The organism is Psychrobacter sp. FDAARGOS_221, assembly GCF_002313155.2.
GTDB lineage: Bacteria > Pseudomonadota > Gammaproteobacteria > Pseudomonadales > Moraxellaceae > Psychrobacter.
The window spans coordinates 2134787-2158476 of the sequence record NZ_NWFK02000001.1 but is presented as its reverse complement, the minus strand read 5'-3'; the positions used below and the strand labels follow the sequence as shown (position 1 = coordinate 2158476).

Here is a 23690-nt window from a genome sequence, read left to right as displayed (position 1 = left end):
TATGAGCGCACAAGCTTTGAATATCCAACCCACACTCAGCCAATCGACAAACAACGCCCAACCGACATTATATACGCCGCAACCAAAAGCTGACCAAACTGCTGAGCAACAGAAAATGGCTCAAGACTCACATGGCTCCAAAAGCATAGAGTCTAACGGCATTATTAAAGTCACTGTGATGCGTTATCGTCCTGATCAAGATGCCAAACCTTGGCCGGAAAGCTTTGATATTGAGTGGACGTATGACATGTCTATTCTCGATGCGTTAGGGGTCATTAAAGACAACTTACGCCCAGAGCTGGCTTATCGTTGGTCGTGTCGCATGGAAGTCTGTGGGTCTTGTGGTATGGTGGTTAATGGGGTGCCAAAACTGGCCTGCTCTACCTTTGTGCGTGATTACGTCAACCAAAACGGCGGTACTGGTGAAATCATTATCGGTGCAATGGACAACTTCCCCATTGAAAAAGACTTAATAGTGGACACCCAGCCTTTTATCGAAAAGTTGGAGTCAGTCAGCCCTTATATTATTAGTAAAAATCCACGCCCATTAAGCGCCAAAGAGTATCGACAAACGCCTAAACAATTGGCTAAATACAAAAAATACAGCATGTGTATTAACTGCATGCTTTGCTATCAGGCTTGTCCACAAGTAGGACTCAATGCCGACTTTTTAGGGCCCGCAGCTTCAGCATTAGCACACCGCTACAATTTAGATAGCCGCGACGATGGCAAACGCATCCGCTTTAAAACACTAAATGAAGAAAACGGCATCTGGCCTTGTACCTTTGTCGGCTATTGCTCTGACGTCTGTCCAAAGCAAGTCGATCCTGCTGGCGCTATTCAACAAGCCAAAGCTCAGGGCGTTGGTTATTGGGCAATGGATTTGTTTAGCAAGGACTCAAAGCAGACAAGTTCTAAGCAAAAAAATACTCAGCAACAGGAGTCTTAATCATGGCTAGAAAACCATACATCGCCAAGCAGTCGGATAATTGGTATTTGCAGACTCCTTTTTACAAAAAATACATGTTACGGGAGCTGACCTGCATCCCTGTGATGCTGGCGGCGCTTAACTTCTTTTGGTGCATTGCAGCACTTGCAAGCTCTGCTGAAGCATGGATAACTTGGATTAACTTTCAGCGCCATCCTATTGTCATCGTCATTAATTTAATTGCTCTAATCGCTGCCCTATTTAATAGCGTCGAATGGTTTAAGGCGATGCCAAAAGCAATGCCCATCCAAGTTGGTGAGCGCTTTGTTGAAGATAAAAAGATGATTGCTGGCAGCTGGATTGCTTTTGCACTGATATCGTTGATTGTATTTGACGTTATTTTTGCTTTGATTTAGGCGCAACTGGCGTATCAATGTTGGTGGATTAAAAGTTAGCGCATTAAAAAGTTGGCCTATTAAAAGGAGTCATCATGAGTAAAAAACACTTAAAACCTATATTTTGGGGCATATTCTCTGGCGGCGGCACTGCAGCGGCACTGGCCTTAGCACCTATGATAGTGGTGATCTGCTTTTTATTGCCATTCGGCGTGTTAGGCGATCCCAATACCTTTTATGACAACGCACACAGCTGGATAAACCACTGGTTTTTCCTTATTGCTTTTAGTGTGTTGGTATTTTTGTTTATGTGGCATGGCGCGCACCGCTTGTATTATATTTTGCATGACATGCACTACCCTGTCGGCAATGGCGTGCGTTATGCGTTGTACGCAGTGACAGTTATCGCGTTTTTAGTCACGCTATATATCGGGCTAGCACTGTAGTAGTGTTATCAAGCGACAAAGACTGTTTTAAACCTTGAAGTGAAAACTGAGAATGCTAGATTTAGATTGGCTTGAGTAAAGCTGATAGTGTCCTAAAATAGACTTAACTCTATTGGTATCAGCAGAGTTAACATCAAATTTGTCGCTACTTTAACGGATTAAACTAAATTTATTTATCGTATCTAAAGGTTTCACTACAAAAACAGCGCCAAATTCCTTTATAATATAAGCAACGACAGTGCAATAAGCCGACTTTTAGGTCGGTTTTTTCTGTTAGAATCTGTTCTAACGGTTGTATTTATTATTATCAACACAATTATTCTTATTATCATCATAATAATGATGGTTAATTTATTTGCGTTACAGATTATTTGGATTAAAAATTATGGTTGCAATTACTCTACCTGATGGCAGTGTCAAAGAGTTTGACGGTGCGACAACAGTTATGCAAGTGGCGGAAAGTATTGGTCCAGGCCTTGCTAAAGCGACGATTGCTGGTCGTGTGGATGGCAAGCTTGTCGATGCCTGTGATCCAATCACCGATGACGCCAAGGTCGAAATTGTGACCGCAAGAGAACAAGATGGCCTAGATATTATTCGCCACTCTACTGCCCACTTATTGGGTCATGCGGTTAAGCAGCTGTATCCAAATGTGAAAATGGTTATTGGTCCAGTCATCGATGATGGTTTTTATTATGACATTTATAGTGAAAAACCATTCACCCCTGATGACATGGCTGCCATTGAAAAACGCATGGCTGAGCTGATTAAGCAAAACTATGATGTCATCAAAAAGATGACACCGCGTGAAGAAGCAATCAAGATCTTTGAAGAACGTAACGAAGATTATAAGCTGAAGCTTATTGAAGATATGCCTGAAGAAAAAGAGCTGGGCTTATATCATCACCAAGAATATGTCGATATGTGCCGTGGTCCACACGTGCCTAACACCCGCTTCTTAAAAGTGTTTAAGCTAATGAAAATGAGCGGTGCTTATTGGCGCGGTGATGCCAAAAATGAACAGCTTCAGCGTATCTATGGTACAGCGTGGGCGGATAAAAAAGATCTTAAAGCCTATATTCAGCGTATTGAAGAAGCGGAAAAGCGTGATCACCGCAAAATTGGTAAAGCGCTTGATCTATTCCATTTACAAGAGCAAGCACCGGGCATGGTGTTCTGGCATCCAAATGGCTGGACCATTTATCAAGTGCTTGAGCAGTACATGCGTAAGATTCAACACGACAATGGCTATAAAGAAATTAAAACGCCACAGATTGTTGATAGAAGTCTGTGGGAAAAATCAGGACACTGGGATAACTACGCAGAAAACATGTTCACTACCAACAGTGAAAACCGTGATTATGCCATTAAGCCAATGAACTGCCCTTGTCATGTACAAGTATTTAACCAAGGTTTGCGCTCATATCGTGACCTACCTCTTCGCTTAGCTGAATTTGGTTCATGTCATCGCAATGAGCCTTCTGGTGCGCTACACGGCATCATGCGTGTTCGCGGATTTACTCAAGATGATGCGCATATCTTCTGTACCAATGAACAAATTGGTAAAGAAGCCTCTGACTTTATTAAGCTGACATTAGATGTGTACAAAGACTTTGGCTTTGATAACATCGAAATGAAGCTATCGACTCGCCCTGAAAAGCGTGTCGGTGCTGATGAACTATGGGATGCAGCAGAAAAATCACTTGCTGATGCCTTAGATACTGCTGGTCTAAAATGGGAACTACAAGAAGGCGAAGGCGCGTTCTATGGTCCTAAGATTGAGTTCAGCTTACGCGACTCTATCGGCCGTGTTTGGCAGTGTGGTACGTTACAGCTTGACTTCAACTTACCTAACCGCCTAGAAGCAGAATACATTAATGAGCAAGGTGAGCGTGCAACACCTGTGATGCTGCACCGCGCTATTTTAGGCTCATTCGAACGCTTTATCGGTATGCTAATCGAGCACTATGCCGGTTGGTTACCTGCTTGGCTATCACCACAACAAGTGGTTGTAATGAATATCACAGACAAGCAAGCTGAGGCCTGTCAAAATGTCGTCAGTGAGCTGCAAAATGCAGGATTACGTGCCATTAGTGACTTGCGTAATGAAAAAATTGGATTTAAGATACGAGAAAGAACATTAGAACGTATCCCCTATATGCTAGTATTAGGGGATAAAGAAGTTGAGTCAGGACAAGTTAACGTACGTACACGTGAAGGCGAAAACCTTGGTGTGATGTCTGTTGCCGACTTTATTGAATTAATACAGAAAGCCGTCGCCCAAAAAGGACGACTACAACCTAAAACTGATGAGGAGTAATACCTATTAAACAGTCAAACCGTTTGAACATCAACGAAGAGATCCAGCAAAAACAAGTTCGCTTAGTAAAAGAAGATGGCGAACAAATGGGCGTTGTCGATATTGAAACTGCCCTACAAGCGGCTCGTGATGACAATCTAGATTTGGTTGAATTGGTACCAGATGCTAAACCGCCTGTGTGCAAAATCATGGACTACAAGCGCTACTTGTATGACCAAAAGCAAAAGGCGAAAGAAGCTAAGAAAAACCAAAAGCAAACCCAGTTAAAAGAGATGAAACTACGTCCAAGTACTGATGAAGCAGATTACCAAGTAAAACTGCGTAAAATCATCAGCTTCTTAGAAGATCAGGACAAAGTTAAAGTAACCATCCGCTTCCGTGGTCGTGAAATGGCCCACCAAGAGCTTGGCTTACAGCAGCTTAATCGTATCATTGAAGATACGTCTGACATCTCAAACGTTGAGCAGCCACCTAAAATGGAAGGCCGTCAAATGGGTATGCTACTTGGCCCAACACGTAAAAAGTAATCCTGTGTGATTACTGATATGCTTAACTTATAGTTGATCATCTTGTTTGGCTATAAGGCTGCTCTATTATGGACCAGCCTGTCAGTTAATCGTAACGTTTTAATCATGCCACCAATTTGCAGCAGCAGATTGGTGGTTTTTTTTGCTGTTAAATATATTTACGCTTTCACTATTGGGTTTTGGTGACAAATTAAGGTACATTAGATTTAATCTTAAATGAAACATGATGAGCTGATGCTTTAGGGTGACTGGCCGATTAAAACCCATTAATTTTTTATGTGGCTGACTTTTATCAAACTGATTTTTAACTAAGCAACTTTTTATACAGCAGCTTATAAACACCGCTGGTTATCCCTATTTTTTACACTATTGCCAGATCACTTTTAATCATCCATTTTTATAATAATTTATAGAACAAAAAAGGAAGTCTTTATGCAAGAACTAACTCCGCCAGAGAATACGAATAGCCCATCAATTAGCTTAACGCCACCTGAGCCAGTCAGAGAAGTACCCACCAGTGAAGCCGATCAGATTGTCAAACTCGACCCAAACCAAGTGCCTGAGTTAGATGCCAAAGTTGATGCCTTTGTCAATCACGTGTTGACCAACCCGGTACAAAGTGACGAGTTCAAACAAAACGTACAGTCGATTCATAACTTGGGTAATAAAGAAATTCGCGACTCTGCTCAAGTGTCTAATCGTATGTTGGATATGCCGGCCAAAAGCTTAGACAAAAGCCTATTCGACAATTCACCTATCGCAAAATCTCTCACCGAGCTACGTGGTATTGTTGAAGATTTAGATCCGAGTAAAAAGCAGCTGACCAGCTCACGCAAACTGTTTGGCTTGATTCCTCTGGGCAATAAAGTACAAGATTATTTCCGTCAATATGAGTCTGCGCAATCGCATATTAATGCGGTCGTTACCAGCTTATATAACGGTAAAGATGAGCTGCTTAAAGACAACGCCATGATTGAGCAAGAAAAAGTCAATATGTGGAATCTAATGCAGTCGATTCGCCAATATATCTATGTTGGTAAAAAGATTGACGAGCAGTTAGAACAAAAAGTGTATGAAATTGAAGCGACTGACCCAGAAAAAGCACGCATCATTAAAGAAGAGATGTTGTTTTATGTGCGTCAAAAGAACACTGACTTTTTAACCCAATTGGCAGTTAACGTTCAAGGTTATTTAGCGCTAGACACCATCCGCAAAAACAACTTAGAGCTGATTAAAGGTGTGGACCGAGCGACTACAACCACCGTGTCGGCACTACGTACCGCAGTCGTGGTTGCGCAAGCCATGACCAACCAAAAACTGGTATTAGATCAAATCAGTGCATTGAACAAAACCACTAGTAGCTTAATCGAATCTACCTCGGCGATGATGAAACGTCAATCGACTGAGATTCATGAGCAAGCCAGTACCAGTACCATTGAGCTAGATAAGCTACAAAATGCGTTTAACAATATCTATGAAACCATGGATATGATCAGCGACTATAAAGTGAAAGCTTTAGATAATATGAAGACCACGGTCGATGCCTTGACTCATGAAGTAGACAAAGCTCAAAAATACTTAGATAAATCTAACCAAACCACGGTATTAGAAGTCTCTAAAGAGATAGACACCAAGAAGATTGCCAACCAAAAGAGTACTGACTCGAATACGGTTGATATTGATCTTTAGTTATCAGTTCGTCACGCAGTTCATCAAGCTCAGATACTTGAATGGTTAACTATTAAAACTAACCTTAAAATAAAAACTAAGCACAAAAAAAGCCCCGCTAACTTAATAGCGGGGCTTTTTAATCTAAAGCAATTTATCTATTAAATCAGATAAAGCTCAATTAGATTTTACCTACTAGGTCTAGGCTTGGCTTAAGCGTATCTTGACCTTGTTCCCAAGCAGCTGGACATACTTCGCCGTCGTTTTCACGAACGTACTGAGCCGCTTTAACTTTACGAACTAGGTCTTTCGCGCTACGGCCGATACCGCCAGCATGGATTTCAGCAACTTGAATCTTACCGTCTGGATCTACAACGAACGTACCACGCTCTGCAAGACCCGCTTCTTCAATCATAACGTTGAAGCCACGAGTGATACGGCCAGTTGGGTCGCCGATCATTGGGAAAGTAACTTTACCAATGGCTTCTGAAGAATCGTGCCATGCTTTGTGAGTGAAGTGAGTGTCAGTTGATACTGAGTATACTTCAACGCCTAGGCCTTTAAGCTCTTCATAATGAGCAGCCATGTCTTCTAGTTCTGTTGGGCAAACAAACGTGAAGTCTGCTGGGTAGAACATGAAGATTGCCCATTTACCTTTTACGTCGTCTGAAGTGATTGTCTTGAACTCACCATTAACGAACGCATCAGCTGAAAACTCAGGGATTTCTTGATCAATAATTGACGCCATTTCTTGGCTCCTTTTTTAGTGGGTTTAAGTAAATTTTATTATAACTAGGGTTAATATTATTACCTGTTAACTTTATAACTTGTTAACTTTAGTCTAACCTAACACCGAGTCATTACAGACACATGACGTATTGTCATTTAATAAGTGTGGGTTATGTTGTGCGACACAATGATTAAAATCGCAACACAAATGACTATATTAAAATTAAAACCGTTTATCTATTATCGGCTTGTAATTATCGGCTTGCAAATATACATACCGGCCAACAACAGCTGTTATTGTAACAAAGCCAGTCGATTAGTATATTTGAAACACTTTAACTTGATGTTTTGTTTTATAAAACATAGAATCTATTGATAGTCGCTGCGTTTATAGGCAGCTATACCTTTATACATGGTTGCTACCGCCTTATATTTCAAGGGGTGGCTTAAACGTCAATATCTAAAATTCGTGTCTGCAACAACGTATTAGAAATAAATTGTGCAACCTTCTGCTATATATCCTTGATATTAATAAGGTTTTATAGCAGACGTATAGTTATTGTCCGTCATTGCACAAAGTGTCAGGTTAACAATAATTTGAAAAGTAAATAAGCCTGAGTGAACAGTGAAGTTTACGGTCAGATTTCTGATATTTTGTTTTTAGTTTTATAATAAAAGCCTACCCTATTTTGGCGGCAGCAGACCATAACTAATTTTTCTAATGACTAAATATTTAATTAACCAGATATTGAAATAATCAACTTACTCAATTACTCAAAAATAATAAACGACCAAGAGACCTTAAATGATCACATTAAGACAATTAGAATTCGCTATTGCAGTTGCCAAGCACCGTCATTTTAAACGTGCTGCTGAAGAATGTAATATCTCACAATCAGCGTTAAGCTTGGGTATTGCCGAGTTAGAAAAGCAGTTAGACACTCAAATATTCGAGCGCAATAATAAACAAGTGCTTATCACCCCTATCGGTGAAGAAATATTGGTGCGTGCGCAGCGTATATTCTCAGAAATCAATGACTTAACCACGCGCGCTCACAGTCATCAGACGCCGCTGGCTTATCCGATGACGGTGGGTATGATTCCAACCATTGCCCCTTATTTATTACCGAAAATACTGCCTGAGTTAAAAACACAGTACCCAAACTTTCGCCTAACCGTTGTCGAACGTCAAACAGAGCGTTTGCTAGAACAAGTGCGCTATGGCCATATTGATACCGCCATTATTGCGCTGCCTTATGCGCTTGAAGGCTTACACAGCTTTGAGTTTTGGGAAGAGGATTTCTTTGCTATCTTCCCAAATGACAATCCTTTGGCACAATTAAAGCAAATTAGTGCTGAAGATTTGAGTAAAGCCAACTTGATGCTATTGGGTGAAGGCCACTGTTTAACTGACCACACCTTGTCGGTTTGCTCGTTTGATCGTGAGGAGTTTAAGTCTAATTTCTCAGATGCTAGCCTGAACACTTTGATTCAAATGGCAATGGCTGGCATGGGTACCACCTTGATTCCAGAGATGGCATTAGAACAGGTACATCAACAGAATAATAACGTCAGCACGGTGCCGCTATCAGAAGCAGGGCCTCACCGCCGCATTGCTTTTGTGACTCGTTTAAATTATGCACGCGTTGATGATGTTAATTTATTGGGTAATATATTTAAGTCCGCTTTGGAAAAATCATCTAAGCAATGGCATCAATAAATTTTAAACCCATTAGCGAATAAGCAGCAAAAAAATAAGGCAATACACATGCAACAAGCATCCAATAGCGCTGTCATAGAACATCTGCAACAGCGCTTTATTGCCTTATTGCAACGCTTAACTGATTCACAATGCTTGACTGATGTAGAAAATCAGCGCCCAAAAAACCGACACCAATACCCACTTTGGCAATATCAACTGTGGCAAGATATTTGCCATCATTATAGTGAGCCGCAGCGCCACTATCACACCTTAACCCATCTGGCACAGATGTTTCATCAATTTGATAAGCATCAAAACCAGCTGCATAACCCAAACGCCATCGAACTTGCGATTTGGTACCACGATATTATTTATGATCCCACCCAAACCGATAATGAACGCCAAAGCGCTGATTATTTTCAGCGTGTGGTTAATACCTGTCCGCAACTGGCTGACTTAGTAGCAAAACAGAATAATCTATTAATTCAGCAAGTGACTGCACTGATTATGATGACTGCTAAACATGAGGTTAGCCAAGCAGATGCTGAATTAGAACAAAAGATAACGTTGAAAGTGCAAGACAGCCAATATTTTTTAGATATGGATTTGGCGATACTCGGATCACCCAGGCAGGTTTATCAAGACTATGCACGTCAGGTTCGCTTAGAATATGCGCATGTGAACGACAGTGCGTTTAAGCAAGGCAGAAAAGCTGTTCTTGAACGATTTTTACAGCGTGAGCGCCTTTATTTTACTCAAGCCTTTTATGCCGAATACGAGCAAAACGCACGTCACAATATACAACAAGAGATTAGGGAATTAACAGATTAAAGCATTAATAGATTACAGCGTTAATCCCCTTAATCCACAGCACCCGACTTGCCAGCCAACATATCATGCCAGTGCTTATAATCTGGCATTGAGCGCTTCACCTCACGCCAAAACGCTGGACTGTGATTGGCCTGATGCAAATGACACAGCTCATGCACAATGACATATTCAGTGCATTCAATCGGATAAGCTGATAAATACACAGACAACCACACCCGCTTAGCTCGGGTATTACAGCTGCCCCAGCGTGTCTTCATCTTCTTAATCCGCATCTCATTGGCATAAGCACCAACAATCGGCTGCCACTTGGCAAACAGCTGCGGCATCACTGATTGCAGCTCATGTCGATACCAGCGTAACCGCTCTGCCTCACCCATCACCAACCCTTGCGGCTTGCCCCATAATGTCACTGGTTGTAATGGATTGGCATTAGCATTATTGCCCGCTGACTCATCAGCACTACCTATTTGCTGCTGACGCTTGAGCCGCTTCAGCAATACACCATGCTGATTAATCGCCCAATCTAAACGCTTAGAAAGCGCAAATACGATATCTTCCTCTCTGGCGTAGTGTGGCGCTGATACAGATAATTGATTGGGTTTTAGACGAAAATTGATGTTTTTTACACGTTTGCGGGTCACACTGAGCTCAATATCCGCCTCTGCCAACAGCTGCGCCAGCGTTTTCATGATGGCCGCAGTATCAGATTGTGAGGACAGTTCAGATAATTGAGTGTTTAAAGACATAGGTTGACTCAAATAGATTGACTCGAAGCGCAAGGGTGAGCTTGCTGTTATAGTCAAAGAAGTCTAAAGTGGTTACAAGGCATTTGAGCGCAAGTACCACAAATGAAGGCTTAGCGAGGTTAACATCGTAACCGTTTAGTCGTTCGCTGACTATATTTGCTTTGCAATTGATGATGTTACTACTATAGCGTATTTAGGTGATTGTCAAAAGCAAAGTCGCGCGCAACTTTATCCACTGTTATTGAGCCAAACTCTAATTCACCCTGCTCATTTTGTTGATACGGCAAGCCAATACTGGTCAGCTGCCCTTTCCCATCACTCACCAAAAACTGAGGGCTATCGTGATCGAGCTTAGAGTTATGAGACCACAGCGCTGCGCCAGCACAATCTGGTAAATCAACCTCACCCAACATCAACCCAGTACGCAAATCAAACAGTGCTGCACAGCCGCCTATTGGGCTGGTCGCACATACTAGGTTTGATGTAGAATCCACTGCAACACTGGCGATATAATGATGGAATCGATGCCAACCTTTGGTATCAGAATCAGTCATTTGTAGCGGCGTAAAACTCTCTTGGCCTAGCTTATGGGTCAACACCAAAGGCACTGACAGATGACGCTCACCTTGGAACTGAATACCAATGACGACTGTACCATCCTCATGCATCGCCAAATGGCGCACACTCATCTGATTGTGCTCTGGATATATCTGTTGTATTAGCTCACCGTTATGCCGATTTAGGTACACCAGCGACGGCTGCATGCTGTCTATATTTAACTCTTCACGTGATGCTTTCTCGGTTTTGATACCGCCATTGGCGATAACCAAAGTATCACCATCTGGATGCATCACCAGCTCATGTGGACCAATGCCGTGTGTGGCAAACTCTGCTATTTTTTTGTAGCCAAGCGCCACATCATAAACGCCGATTACCCCACTAAAGTCGTCAGTATTATTCTCAGTCACATACAGTCTATCGCCGGCTAAGCTATAGCAGGCGTGCCCATAGAAATGTCTGTCTTTTTGCGACTTAATACTGTGGATGACTTCACCCGTTTGAGCATCTAGTACCCAAAAATGTTGACTGGGACGACGACCCATCACTGTCACTTGCTGCACAGATTGTTGCAATGCTTGCGGCTGAATAACAATGTCATGTACCCGCTCCGGCATAGGCGTCTGCCACACCATATCACGCTGCGCATTGATACCAACCACCGCAAACTCACTGGTTTGCAACTGAGCAACACCACTCACCCACTGCGCTTGAGTGTCTGCTGTTAAGCCATCTTTAGACAAGGCTAATTGCTGCTCATTACTGTCAGACCCTGATTGAGTCGGCAGGTCACTCACATCTTGTCGCAGCTTGCGTTGCACCACATCAAGCACACCATGCATATAATCCGATAATCGTGCATCAGGATTATATTGCTTGCGCCCTAAATGATGTGCCGTAACTAAAGCAGCCGTACCCAAGCTTGTCAGAGCCAATGTTCTGAGCCCTGTCTCAAGCTGAGTCTGTCCGTACTCATTAGTATTTACTGCTTTTGCAGACTGAGCACCTACTGATCGGTTACTCATTAATCGCCATCCGTACTGTTAAAGCCGACCTGCACACCAAGAGTTGGCATCAATTGACGTTTTATAATCTGGGTTATTTCAGTCAGCTTGTCATATAAGTCTTGCTGCTGCTCAGGGCTTGCCTCAGCGATATTTTCTGGCAGCTGCGCCAATAATGTCGAGGTCTGCGCCAGCGAGGTTGATAGCTTATCAGCCACTGGCTGCTGATTGCCTGCTTCTAAGATGGCAATCAGTTCAGGGTCAGTCAATGCCGTGTTTAGCGCGCTCACTTTTGCGGTGATAATCTCTCGGCTTTGACCTGCAGCTTGCGCTGGTAAATGTCCTTTTTTGTTACCAGTCAGACCCAGTGGCTGATCTAATGAGCTGCTCTTAGTGGTCTCAACTAACGACAATACTGAATTAATCCAGCGGCTTAAGCCTTGCTTACTGTCAGACTCAGTGACTCCCAATAGCTCATCTGGCGATGTTTGCCAATCCTGTACGACTTGCTGTAAACGCACACTTAATGCTTCACTGGCGCTCATCACATACTGGCACTGAGCTGCAGTCAGACTGTCATTGCTATACAGTACTTCTTCTAAGCCTGGAACACCTTGGACAATGGCACTCTCTGATGCCAACTGTTCAGCGGTCAAGTTTGGTTTATTGGCAATAAGATCGACAACGCCCTGATGCACTAATCCGCGCTCATCTGGATAGTAATTAATATATAAATTACTCATACTGTCCATGGCAGGGCCGAAATTAACAATCTCAGCTTGAGCCCACGCTTTGGCTAAAGCCAGCCACTGCTGGCGCATCGCTTCTAGCTGCTCTGCATCTGCACCAGCATTGGCTTGGCACGCTTTAGTGGCCTGTTGATTTAATGCCTGACTGTGTTGTAGCACTTGCTGATAAGGGGCAATGATCTGAGTGTTAACCACTTGATCTAAGTAGCTTTTTAGCTGAGTATTGTCTATCTCAATGGCTTGAGCCTTTGGCATGCTGTTGGTATCTGCAGCTGATGTACTGTCAGTGTTTGCTTGCGCATTAGCGTCTTCGGCTGTCGTGCTTTGAGCTTCGGTAGAGGTATCGTCATTAGGCTTACTGCAGCTGATGAGAATACCAGCACTTAAAGCAGACAGTACCATGGCGGCAAGTTGGTGTTTTTTCATAAGGCATCTCTATGGTTTAGTATGATTCTCTAGCTTAGTCACTGGTTTAGCATGATATCGCTATCCAAGCATAACCAGTACTGTTTTTTTATAATCACTTTTTTGTAATGGCTGTGTTATAACCACTTTGTTATAACGAATTTAAAAACGCTTGTAACTCTTCACGTCCTTTTTTATCTAGCTTTAATACTTGTTGCTTATGTGACTCTGCCTCGCCGCCATGCCAAAGTACTGCTTCCATTAAGGTACGTGCACGACCGTCATGCAAAAAGGTCGCTTGTGGATCAACCGCTTGTGCCAAGCCAACACCCCATAATGCGGGCGTGCGCCAATCATAAGAGGTTGCCAAATACTCTACTTGCGCATCTTTTGGTGGTAGCTTGCCAGCAACGGTTCTATCCGCTAAGTCATCGCCCATATCATGCAATAGCAAGTCAGTATAAGGATAAATCACTTGTCCGTGCTGCTCTAGATGATCATCGTCACCTTTCGGTAATTGATAGCGTGGGGTATGGCAGTCTTGACAGCCAATATCAAAAAAGCGTTTTTTGCCAGCCAATACCAAGCTGTCCTGTGCATTGCGTCGGTGCGGGACAGCTAAGTTACGAGTATAGAATTCAACAAACTTAGCCACTTCATCACTGACTTCAACCGGTGCTAAGCCATCACCTTGATTATCTGCACCAGTGGCGGCATCAAGACAGGCAGTTTGCAACTTGGTACAGGACTCAACCGGCTTAATGCGTGAGGTTAACCCCATATCTTCGTTAAACGCACTCATATTTTGAGTAATCAGACGTGTTTGACCCGCTTTCCAACCAAACCGGCCCAAGGCTTGTTTACCCGTCTCTGGATCAATCACCCAGTTGTATTTACCACGCACTCCAGTTGAGTTATTTCCTGATTTTTTTGAATCAGCTTTGGCTTGATTGGCCTTTGCTTGATTAATAATAGCTTGGTCAGGGATATATTCGAGCAAACCCAGTCCAATCATCGGCAATGCCACTCTTGGCGATAGCATCAACTCTGGATCAAACTCACCATAGCCCGGTTGCGTCAGTTTAAAATTAGGACGTCGCAAGGTAACCACGTGACCATCTGCAAAGGTAACAGGAACGTCTTGCCAGCTGACGGCGATTTTAGCTTCTGCGGGCACACCCTCAACACCCCTATCTTGCAACTGACCGCCATACATCGGATGTGCTACTTTTTCTATTTTTGATGCTGCCAACTGGGCTTTTTGCGCGTCGGTACTTGCTGGCATGGCTAAACGAATTAATAAGCTATCTGCATTGTCATTGGCATCGAGGGGCGCATGTCCACGACCATCTTTAATATGACAGGACTGACACGCTGCGACATTAAATAAAGCACCTAATCCGTCACGGCTATCGGTACTGGCCGGTGCGACCACCCAAGGCTGCTTAAAAAACGCATTGCCAATAAAAAAGTCGCCCTTGCGTGATGCTGGGATATTCGATGACGGCTTAGAATAGCTTTCTGCTGAGGTAATGCTCAGCCCGGTATCACCACCTTGTTTGACCTCTTGAGGATCAAATTCAATCAGCTGACTGATAGGCACGCCAGCAAGCTCTTCTATAACTTGGGTTCTACCACTATCTGCTTGCTGCTCGGACGCCGCCGACTCTGTAGCCGACTCTTTATCGGAGACATTATCAGCTGGCTGGCAACCAGTTATTCCTAAAGCGGCTAAGCTTAGCATCGAAGCGGCTGTCATTGTCGTCATAAGTCTTTTATGATTGCCACCACTTCCCCTTTGTTCAGGCAGTTGGTTAACTTTTAGCGATTGATCAACTGTCGACTGGAAACGAGAGTCTGTCATTTGTTGATTGTAAGGACTGCGTGTGACGCTATTATGGCGGTGTGTCATGGCAAAATCTGAACCTTATACTGAAATGTACTCGATCACAAAAAGTGTCTTAAAAACAAAAACACGCTGCCAATTCTACACTGGCAACGTGTCTGTCATACTAAGTTAGGACGCATATAGCTGCTGTAAACAGCATTTTAGATTGAGTCACATAAATTCCTAGCTGCTAAGATTAATATAGATCGCTGCTTAAAACTTTGAGCCGCCATCTGCATCTAGATTATCAATACCCATACTTTTTGCTGAATGCTCAATGGCATCGGTCAATGACTTAAGATCATTAATGGCAGACTCAATCCAAGAACGGCGTTCATTTTGTTGTTCTGCGCTAATGCCTTGCTGCTCTACTTGACCGGCAGTGGCAATCATTTGATCGACCTTAATGCCCTCGTTCTCACCTTTTTGCTCAATGGTATTGAAGCTGGCTGTGACTTTGTCAAACTCTGCTTCTAGCATCTTAGCCGCTTCTTGTTGACCATCATCGATTAAGAACTGCTTGATACCATAATCGCCTACGGTTTGACCTGAAACTGTTTTGTACTGACCATGGAATACATTGCTAATACCACGTGCATTATTGGCATAACTTAAATGAGTTAAATCACTAAAGCACTCATGCTCATCTTCGGTTGAACCAGTGACAAAGGCGACCTGCATACGCTCAGACGCTAACTCACCTAGGGCTAAGCTGCCCATTTGATAAAATAATTGACGTACTGCGTTATCACCACTGCGCGCCATTAAATCACTGCGCAAGGTATTTTCAGAGCCTGGTTGCCACTGTCCAACCATATCCGTTAAGTCATTGACCAATAATTGAGCAGCTGCTTTTAGGTAGTCACCACGCTTAGCACAAATGGCAGCATCTGAGGCATTACCTTCACCGCTGGTACAGCTGGCATCGGTTTTATAATCAGTAAATGGACGGTTGCCCGCACCCTCGCCGACACCATTGGTATCTTGTCCCCACAATAAGAACTCGATGGCATGATAGCCGGTAGTTACATTGGCTTCACTACCGCCAATCTCATTCATTTCAGCCAAAAGCTCTGGAGTAATGGTTTTGGTATCTTGCTGGATACTGCCGACAGTGATGCTGTCAGAGTTGATAATATTGTCTTTGCTATTGTATTCGCCTGCGTAACCTTCTGAGACATAGTCAATTAACGCTTCGTCTAATGGCCACGCATTAACTTGCCCTTCCCAACCATCGACACTGCCTATTTTGCGTGCTTCATTGGCGCTGACAAAACCTTCATCGAAGCGGAACACTTCAGTTTGCGAATAAGGCTGGCGTGCTGCTTTATAAGCCACTTTTGCCGCATCTAAATTGGCTTGTGTTGGATCAGCAACGAAGGTATCAATGGCCGCTTGTAGCTTCTTGGCTTCGCTAAGTGAGTCTTCATAGCCGGCTTGAGCCATGTTGGCATAACTGGTTAGCAGCTTTTCAACGGTTGCTTGATCACCAACTTGCTCACTACTTTTTCTGCTTTCAGTAGCGGCTGCTTCTGAGCTGACGTCACTACTGCTCTGTGTATTAGTGCTCTCTTCTTTTGAGCAGCCGGTTAACACCAACGTCCCAACGACGGTTGCTAGTAGTGCTGAGGTTAGCTTTGATTTGATCAGGTTATTCTGGGTAGCTAAAGCCATAATTTAGTCTCTAATTGTGTTCACTGTGAATTTTAGGTGATGTACCCAAGTTTTTAAAACTGAAATACGAAAGCAGGATACTGTTAGCAATAAACTGTTTAACTTCAGCAACAATTATAATGTTATCGATAACGATTATCAATCACATTGTGAGAACTGACACAAAAAAACAAGCCAGCGAGTGCTGGCTTGTTTTTTCACTGATACAAAATCAGTTTAAGTCAAACGCTTGAAGCATATTAGTTCAAGTTTTGTGGTGCATTAATTTGTAGCTCAACACGACGGTTTTGCTGACGGCCTTGCTCAGTGCTGTTGTTAGCAACTGGTTGGTTTTGGCCATAGCCCATAGTGCGAACACGATAGCTAGCAACACCACGGTTGATTAAGTAGCTTGCGACAGCTTGTGCACGACGCTCTGATAGACCTTGGTTATAAGATGGGTTACCAGTGCTGTCAGTATGGCCTTTAATGTCTACTGTGCTTTGGTCATACTGAACCATAGTAGACGCCAACTTGTCTAACGTGTTGTAGAAAGATGGGTTGATGCTGGTGCTGTCATGAGCAAAGGTAATGTTACCTGGCATAACTAAGTCAATGTTACCAGTATTTGGGTTACGGTTAACTTCAACGCCAGTACCTGCCATTTGCTGCTTAAGTTGTTTTTCTTGGTTTTCCATGTATAAACCAATAGCACCACCTAGTGCTGCACCAATAGCGGCATCACGGCCTGTTTTCTCACCGCCAGTTGCTTTTGAGATACCTGCGCCAGCTGCTGCGCCACCTAAGGCACCTAAAACGCCTTTATTAACGCTTTGTTGACCAGTTGCTGGATCAGTTGTACAACCAGTTAATGCTAGACCTGATGCTAATGCGGCAATCATTAATTTATTTTTCATAATATTTCCTCAAGTTAAAAGTTGATTTACGTTTTGTTATTTTAGTGCCACATGAAAGTGGCTATCCGTTTTATCGTAGTATGTTTATCTTAGTATGCGATTGATTTCATTAGCCATACCCAATTCGCTTAAGTTGTTTTAGCCAAAAACAATACCTAACACACCTTTATAATCAACATTGCTAAATACCTGTTCCCAAACTGAAAGGTTTTTAAGCCAAACGCAGCTTATGCTAAACCTAAGCTAAGCGAGCCAAATAAGCACTCTGTATCAAACTAACAGGTTGTTTTAGCAAAAGCTTTATAAACAGAAAACTTACTTTAATAAAGTTAGCAAATGTTTCATAGCTTATTATGCCAACTCAAACTTACGTTTATGTAATAATTTGTGGTTTACTGTATAGCATATAGTAATTAACTCACAGCTTTATGCACAGCCTGTTGGCCGCTCAATAACCAGCACCTTTAATAGACTGAATTGGGTTTATTATCATTCACTCTTAGCCTGATAACTCAGATATTTTAATTGTCATATTTTATTGTTTTAATAGTATTATTTAAAATTTGGCAAATATAGATGAGTGGGCTTAAATCGTTGAGATTCAGCCGAAATAGTGGCTAATGACATTAATTATGCTTTGGCATTGTCTTTATACTGATGCTTGGTTTACAATCGTAAACTGCATACTTGTCACTTTAACGCAAACATCAACTTAACGTCAAATTTCAACCTACGCTCTGTGATGTATCAGACTTAGATTGCCTGCTGTTTAACGCTTATAGAATAATTAATTTGGTTCTCTTATGAAAAAGAAAATAAACACTTTTTATCAAAAATTACACCAAAAAGCGCCATCATTAGGAAAAGCGGCATCTTTTGCGACCGCAGCCAGTGTTATTAGTGCCAATACCTTTACTTATGGTCTGCCATTATGGCTATTGGGCGCAACCAAAGTCGTCACTGGATCAGCGGTTGCGGATAAAAAGGTCATTAAGATTGCTAAGCACTGGATCAATGTCAATAACAAGCTTATTGATAGCGTACTGCCAGAACGTGACTGGCGCATTGAAATGCCAGATGATTTGGAAGAAGACAAACAGTATCTGTTAATCAGTAACCATTTATCATGGGTAGATACCAGTATCGTACAATACATCAGTGAAGGCCGATTGCCTCTAACCCGCTTTTTTACCAAATTTAATCTGATTTATATCCCTTTTGTCGGTCAAGCGTTCTACTTTTTGGACTTCCCAATGATGAAGCGCCATACCAAAGCTCAGATCGCCAAAAATCCAGCATTAAAAGACCGTGATATCTTAGAAGCAAAGCGTGCCTGTGAGTTGCTAAAAGACAAACCTTTTGCCTTACTTAACTACTTAGAAGGCACCCGCTTTACTCCTGCCAAACGTGATGCACAAAAGTCACCTTTTAAAAACCTGTTAAAACCAAAAGCCGGCGGTATCTCACTAGCTATTCAGGCACTGGGTCCTCAAATTGATGGCATTTTAGATATGACTATCGTCTATCCTGATGGCAGCCCCTCTTATAGTGACCTTTGGAAAGGTAATATCAAACGTCTAGGTGTTAATTTGCAACGTATTGATATTCCGCAAGAGTTGTTCACCGCGATCGAAGAGGGTGATTATAATAATGATGAAAATATGAAGCAGACAATGTATGCTTGGCTAGACAAAGTCTGGCGTGATAAAGATGAGCTAATCACTCGCATGCACGCTGATTTTGCCGATTCGCCCAAATCATTTAAATCCTAAAGGCACCCCAACCGCATGACTGACTCACAACAGGATACGCAGCTAACACAGGCAGACTCTGACCCAACATCGACAACACCCAATGAGCCGCCAAACCAGAGTAAGACAAGAGCCATTCTAGGTTTGGGTTACGACATTATCATGCTACTGGTGATTGTCATTGACCTGACAATTATCAGTATCGACCTGTTATTGATGAGTAAGTTTGCGGCGCAAATGGCCGACTGGCTGAATGTGAGCCAGTACTTGCGCGTCTATACTGACGGCATCCACTTCCCGTTAAGGGTGTTGGGCGGCTTTTTTACCATCTTCTTAATTGTCGAGTTGGCACTGCGTTGGGGACTGGCCATTATCAATAAAACCTATTCTCGTTGGTTTTTCTTTCCCTTTGCGCATTGGTACGAAGTACTCGGTTGTTTTCCACAATTTCGTGCGTTACGTTTGCTCAGAGCCTTTTTTATTGGCCGTAAACTGTATCAGCTTGGCTATCAGGTATTGCCGAAAAAGTGGATTGCCTTTGGTAAGTTCTATTACGATGTTATCTTCGAGGAGCTGTCGGATCGAGTGATTCTGACCTCTACCGATAATCTGCGTCAGCAGTTTGCAGATGAACAAGCCAATCAACGCTTTCTTGATGAAACCCTCAACAAAAACCGTGGTCAAATCGAGCAGTTGTTATCCTCTATGCTCAAGCAAGAACTGACACCTAAATTACAACAACTGGCTCAAAGTGATGGCAGCAAGCAGCTCGCCTCTGAGGTCGGTGCAGCGGTACAAGAAGCGTTATATAATACACCTGAGCTACGTCGTTATCTGCGTATGATACCGATCGCAGGTGGGCTGATCGAAAGTGAGCTGCATACAGTCAGTCAAAATATTGGCCAAAACATTACCCGAACCTTAATCAGCCACCTCACTCAGCCGCAAGTAGCGCATCCAATTATTGATGAAGTGGCCAAAACCATTGCCAATATTGAGCTTGATAATCCTGAGCTTGAGCAATTAGTGTCTAGTATCGTTAATGATGGATTGACCGCTTTCGAGCAACAGGTTAAAGTTCAACAGTGGAAGCATCAACAGCAGCTGCATCTGTAGTCAGACTGTATGTGGTTAGAGATGACATTGCAGCCTGTAATACAAACCTATAATGTATAAAATATATAAGATGCACTAACTCACAACCCTGTAATTTATAATCCATATCATCTATAACAATAAACCAAGCAAAAGCAGTGACTGATGTTAGCTGCTTTATGTTTTATCCCGAATTTTTCACTATTCTCAGTTAGCTCTTTTATCGCTTTTGATCTTTAAGGATTTTTTATGACAGCCTCAACTGATGTGACGCCTACCTTAAAAATGTACGGTAAGATGCTCACCTTCACTCGCATTCAATTGCACAGCAATGATCTACAGCAAATTGACGCCTATTTGTCAGAGAATTTGAGTAATAAAAACAGCCAGATTCCGGTGATTATAGAAAGTGACATAGAACAAGATCTGAACTCTTTAATCGATTTATTTTGGTCATGGGGGCTACAGCCTATTGGTGTGGTCACCGGTATCTTAGATGAGGCAGCCAAAGCCTTGCGTTTGGCAATATTCCCAGGGGATGGCAAACGCATTGAGCGCATTCGCCCAACCAAAAAAGCGACCACCACGTTAGCAGAATCTATCCCAGAGCCTAGCACTTCAAAAGATGCTAATTCTTCAGATAACTCAGACGCTGCAGAGAATAGTGACGCTGCGGAAACTACAGACAGCTTGGATAATACAACGGCTGCAGACCCTACTGATTCAGCAGATGCTGAGCAACAAAGCCTATCGCAAAGTAGCAGTGACTTTAGCGGCTCTGACACCATGACTACCTTGTTTTATGATCAGATGCTACGCTCCGGTCAAAGCATCAACCATGTTGGCGGTGACTTAGTTCTGACCAATAGTGTTAATAATGGCGCTGAAGCTATTACAGACAACAGCCTACACATCTATGGCCGTGCCCAAGGTCGCTTAGTGGCTGGTGCAACTGGAGACAAAGACGCTCGCATCTTCTGCCAACGCTTTAACCCTTCTTTGGTTTCGGTTGCTGGGACTTATATCCTGCACGACAGCATTCCAAAAGATATGATTGATAAGCCAGTGCAGGTCAGATTCGTAGAAGGCGAAGGCTTAGTTTTTGAAGTATTAGAAAACTATTAGTAAGTACTGGTAAACTATGAGTAGCTACTCGTAGACTGTTAATTACGCCCAGGTTAGTGAAAACTAGCAGTAATAAAAAAGCAAACAAATATCAATGAAAAAAGCAAGCGAATACTGTTACTTTAGTGTCATCTATGATACCCTAACGCCATGAAATTTGACTTATGTGGTGCAGTTGTGCTTCTAATTTTTAGCCAATAATCTGACACTCAATTAGCCTGCCAACTTGTATTCGCTTGATAGACAAGTTTATATCTACTTTCTAAACTTGCTATTGGTTATATATACTAAGATATATCTTTTGTTAGATTTATCTGTTCGGTTATATCTATTATCTCTCATTATGGACACCTAGTGTCCATGCTCAGACTTCATATTCAGATCTATAGGAGTATGCCATTGTGGCAAAAATCGTTGTAATTACCTCTGGTAAAGGCGGCGTCGGAAAAACGACAACCAGTGCTTCATTTGCCGCAGGCTTAGCATTACGTGGTTACAAAACTGTTGTCATCGATTTTGACGTAGGTTTACGTAACTTAGACTTGCTGATGGGCTGCGAAAATCGCATTGTTTATGACTTCGTTGACGTCATTTCTGGTAATGCTCGCCTCTCTCAAGCGCTAGTAAAAGACAAACGCCTAGAGAATCTATTCATTCTACCTGCCAGCCAAACTCGCGATAAAGATGCCTTAACAGACGAAGGCGTTACTGAAGTGATTGAAGAGCTGTCTAAGCAGTTTGACTATATTATCTGTGACTCTCCTGCAGGTATCGAGCGTGGTGCTCAGCTGGCTATGTATCATGCTGATGAAGCCATCATCGTCACCAACCCAGAGATTTCATCAGTACGTGACTCGGACCGTATCATTGGTGTATTACAAAGCCGTACTAAGAAAGTAGAAGAAGGTACTGGTACCGTACGTGAGCATCTGGTTATTAACCGTTATAACCCAGAGCGTGCTGCAGCCAAAGAGATGATGGACATTGATACCATCTCTAATGACATTCTAAAAGTGCCTTTATTGGGTGTTATCCCTGAAAGTAACAGTGTTCTTGAAGCCTCAAACCATGGTGAGCCTGTGATTCATTATCCAGACTCTATCGCGGGTCAATGTTACGATGATATCGTCGCTCGCTTTTTGGGTGAAGAAAGACCATTACGTCACATTGATGTGAAAAAGAAAAGCTTCTTACAACGCTGGTTCGGGGGTTAATATGTCAAGAAAGAAAGGATTTTGGAGTAGTTTATTTGGCACAGACACCAGAACAGGTAGTGCCAATACCGCCACCGAGCGTTTGAAAGTTATTGTTGCCAGTGAGAACCGTCTTAACTCACGCTTGACCACTGATCGTATCGAAAAAATGAAACGTGAAATCTTAGAAGTGGTTAATAAGTACGTTAACGGTGTACAGATTGATGATGTGAATATCAACCATCGTCATGAAGACAACTTAGACGTATTAGAGATGAACATTAACTTACCTGACGGCAAATAAGTCACTCAGGAAAATAAGCCGCTTAGGTAAACTTACGTTAATATTTTATCTAAACGCTTTGATTTAGCATGACATATAATAAAAAACCGCTTCTGATTGAAGCGGTTTTTTTATGGCTCACTGTATGTATCCATTACTTTATACGGTTACTTCATACAGCTACTTCATACGGCTCATCACTTTGTCTTTATTGATAAATTGATGCTTTAATACTGCCAATAAATGCACCGCAGTAAAGGTCAATAAAGTGGGCCAAACTACCTCTGTATGCATATCATCGAAGAAACGTGCTTTGGCGCGATCGGTGGTTAGCATGCTTGGAATCTCAACCATACCAAACATATCAATCGTACGTCCGCCATACCAAGACATTAATAAACCTGATAGTGGCATCGCAAATAACAACACATATAGCCCAAAATGAATCACACGCGATATCAGCTTTTGCCAAGCCGGCAATATCATAACAGCCGGTGCTTGGCTGCTGACGCGAACGATGACTCGAGCAACCATCCATAATAAAACACTGACACCAAATGACTTATGCCACTCAATATACGAGCCATCGGTATTTTCATGCAGGGTAATCATTATCCAAGTCAGCAGCAGCAAAAGCGCGCTGATCCAGTGAAACAGTCGCACAGCAGCGGGCCATTTGGCTGGCTGAGACGCTACGGTTTTATGATGTTGGTTAAGATTGGTTGTCATCGCATGCTTATCCTTTTATCGGTAGGCCTTTCGTCTGTTTATCTTTCT

Annotated in this window: 21 protein-coding genes; 13 read left to right on the top strand and 8 right to left on the bottom strand. The window is 42.6% G+C overall.

Annotated elements, in window-relative coordinates:
* The first annotated feature begins 1 nt into the window (after position 1).
* From A6J60_RS09065 to A6J60_RS09040, 6 genes are all read left to right on the top strand, one after another.
* Positions 2 to 949, top strand: coding sequence for a succinate dehydrogenase/fumarate reductase iron-sulfur subunit (locus A6J60_RS09065; RefSeq protein ID WP_413772364.1), 948 nt, complete (start codon positions 2 to 4; stop codon positions 947 to 949).
* Positions 950 to 951: 2 nt separating this feature from the next.
* Positions 952 to 1344: a fumarate reductase subunit C gene (locus A6J60_RS09060; RefSeq protein ID WP_096065710.1), complete on the top strand. Its 393-nt coding sequence runs from the start codon at positions 952 to 954 to the stop codon at positions 1342 to 1344.
* A 74-nt stretch (positions 1345 to 1418) separates the two neighbouring features.
* The gene (frdD, locus tag A6J60_RS09055; protein WP_096065709.1) at positions 1419 to 1769 is read left to right on the top strand and encodes a fumarate reductase subunit FrdD; all 351 of its coding nucleotides are present in this window, start codon (positions 1419 to 1421) and stop codon (positions 1767 to 1769) included.
* Positions 1770 to 2154: 385 nt separating this feature from the next.
* Positions 2155 to 4089 (top strand): threonine--tRNA ligase, encoded by a 1935-nt coding sequence (gene thrS / locus A6J60_RS09050; protein ID WP_096065708.1) that lies wholly within the window; start codon positions 2155 to 2157, stop codon positions 4087 to 4089.
* 23 nt (positions 4090 to 4112) lie between these two features.
* A complete protein-coding gene (gene infC / locus A6J60_RS09045) occupies positions 4113 to 4616 on the top strand; it encodes a translation initiation factor IF-3 (RefSeq protein ID WP_096065707.1) in 504 nt (167 codons plus the stop codon).
* Between the two features lie 432 nt (positions 4617 to 5048).
* Complete coding sequence (locus A6J60_RS09040; RefSeq protein WP_096065706.1) at positions 5049 to 6305, top strand: toxic anion resistance protein; 1257 nt, start codon at positions 5049 to 5051, stop codon at positions 6303 to 6305.
* Between the two features lie 160 nt (positions 6306 to 6465).
* Here the strand turns inward: A6J60_RS09040 and ahpC are convergent, their stop codons facing one another.
* A complete protein-coding gene (gene ahpC / locus A6J60_RS09035) occupies positions 6466 to 7032 on the bottom strand; it encodes an alkyl hydroperoxide reductase subunit C (RefSeq protein WP_096065705.1) in 567 nt (188 codons plus the stop codon).
* Between the two features lie 786 nt (positions 7033 to 7818).
* On the opposite strand from ahpC, the gene A6J60_RS09030 reads away from it, so the two are divergent.
* Together A6J60_RS09030 and A6J60_RS09025 are read left to right on the top strand one after the other, a co-directional pair.
* On the top strand, positions 7819 to 8733 hold the full coding sequence (locus tag A6J60_RS09030) for a hydrogen peroxide-inducible genes activator (protein ID WP_096065704.1): 915 nt from the start codon (positions 7819 to 7821) through the stop codon (positions 8731 to 8733).
* A 48-nt stretch (positions 8734 to 8781) separates the two neighbouring features.
* On the top strand, positions 8782 to 9546 hold the full coding sequence (locus tag A6J60_RS09025; protein ID WP_096065703.1) for a hypothetical protein: 765 nt from the start codon (positions 8782 to 8784) through the stop codon (positions 9544 to 9546).
* Positions 9547 to 9575: 29 nt separating this feature from the next.
* On the opposite strand, the gene A6J60_RS09020 is transcribed toward A6J60_RS09025, so the two are convergent.
* The 6 genes from A6J60_RS09020 to A6J60_RS08995 form a co-directional block, all read right to left on the bottom strand.
* Positions 9576 to 10292 carry a SprT family zinc-dependent metalloprotease gene (locus tag A6J60_RS09020; RefSeq protein ID WP_319830061.1) on the bottom strand — a complete coding sequence of 239 codons (717 nt, stop codon included), beginning with the start codon at positions 10290 to 10292 and terminating at the stop codon, positions 9576 to 9578.
* A 182-nt stretch (positions 10293 to 10474) separates the two neighbouring features.
* On the bottom strand, positions 10475 to 11875 hold the full coding sequence (locus A6J60_RS09015) for a DUF1513 domain-containing protein (protein WP_096065702.1): 1401 nt from the start codon (positions 11873 to 11875) through the stop codon (positions 10475 to 10477).
* Positions 11875 to 13029 (bottom strand): imelysin family protein, encoded by a 1155-nt coding sequence (locus A6J60_RS09010; RefSeq protein ID WP_096065701.1) that lies wholly within the window; start codon positions 13027 to 13029, stop codon positions 11875 to 11877. Before A6J60_RS09010 ends, A6J60_RS09015 begins: the two co-directional genes overlap by 1 nt.
* A 130-nt stretch (positions 13030 to 13159) precedes the next feature.
* Positions 13160 to 14776: a di-heme oxidoredictase family protein gene (locus tag A6J60_RS09005; RefSeq protein ID WP_227526190.1), complete on the bottom strand. Its 1617-nt coding sequence runs from the start codon at positions 14774 to 14776 to the stop codon at positions 13160 to 13162.
* A 333-nt stretch (positions 14777 to 15109) separates the two neighbouring features.
* Positions 15110 to 16570 (bottom strand): imelysin family protein, encoded by a 1461-nt coding sequence (locus tag A6J60_RS09000; protein ID WP_096065700.1) that lies wholly within the window; start codon positions 16568 to 16570, stop codon positions 15110 to 15112.
* A 239-nt stretch (positions 16571 to 16809) separates the two neighbouring features.
* On the bottom strand, positions 16810 to 17466 hold the full coding sequence (locus tag A6J60_RS08995; RefSeq protein WP_096065699.1) for an OmpA family protein: 657 nt from the start codon (positions 17464 to 17466) through the stop codon (positions 16810 to 16812).
* Positions 17467 to 18269: 803 nt separating this feature from the next.
* Between A6J60_RS08995 and A6J60_RS08990 the strand changes: the two genes are divergently transcribed.
* The 5 genes from A6J60_RS08990 (at position 18270) to minE (ending at position 22934) form a co-directional block, all read left to right on the top strand.
* On the top strand, positions 18270 to 19238 hold the full coding sequence (locus A6J60_RS08990) for an acyltransferase (protein ID WP_096065698.1): 969 nt from the start codon (positions 18270 to 18272) through the stop codon (positions 19236 to 19238).
* 15 nt (positions 19239 to 19253) lie between these two features.
* Positions 19254 to 20333, top strand: a complete 1080-nt coding sequence (locus A6J60_RS08985; RefSeq protein ID WP_096065697.1) for a hypothetical protein — start codon at positions 19254 to 19256, stop codon at positions 20331 to 20333.
* 228 nt (positions 20334 to 20561) lie between these two features.
* A complete protein-coding gene (minC, locus tag A6J60_RS08980) occupies positions 20562 to 21437 on the top strand; it encodes a septum site-determining protein MinC (protein WP_096065696.1) in 876 nt (291 codons plus the stop codon).
* A gap of 401 nt (positions 21438 to 21838) precedes the next feature.
* On the top strand, positions 21839 to 22651 hold the full coding sequence (gene minD / locus A6J60_RS08975; protein WP_096065695.1) for a septum site-determining protein MinD: 813 nt from the start codon (positions 21839 to 21841) through the stop codon (positions 22649 to 22651).
* 1 nt (position 22652) lies between these two features.
* Positions 22653 to 22934: a cell division topological specificity factor MinE gene (gene minE, locus A6J60_RS08970; protein WP_096065694.1), complete on the top strand. Its 282-nt coding sequence runs from the start codon at positions 22653 to 22655 to the stop codon at positions 22932 to 22934.
* 159 nt (positions 22935 to 23093) lie between these two features.
* On the opposite strand, the gene A6J60_RS08965 is transcribed toward minE, so the two are convergent.
* A complete protein-coding gene (locus tag A6J60_RS08965) occupies positions 23094 to 23642 on the bottom strand; it encodes a cytochrome b (protein ID WP_096065693.1) in 549 nt (182 codons plus the stop codon).
* Between the last annotated feature and the right edge of the window lie 48 nt (positions 23643 to 23690).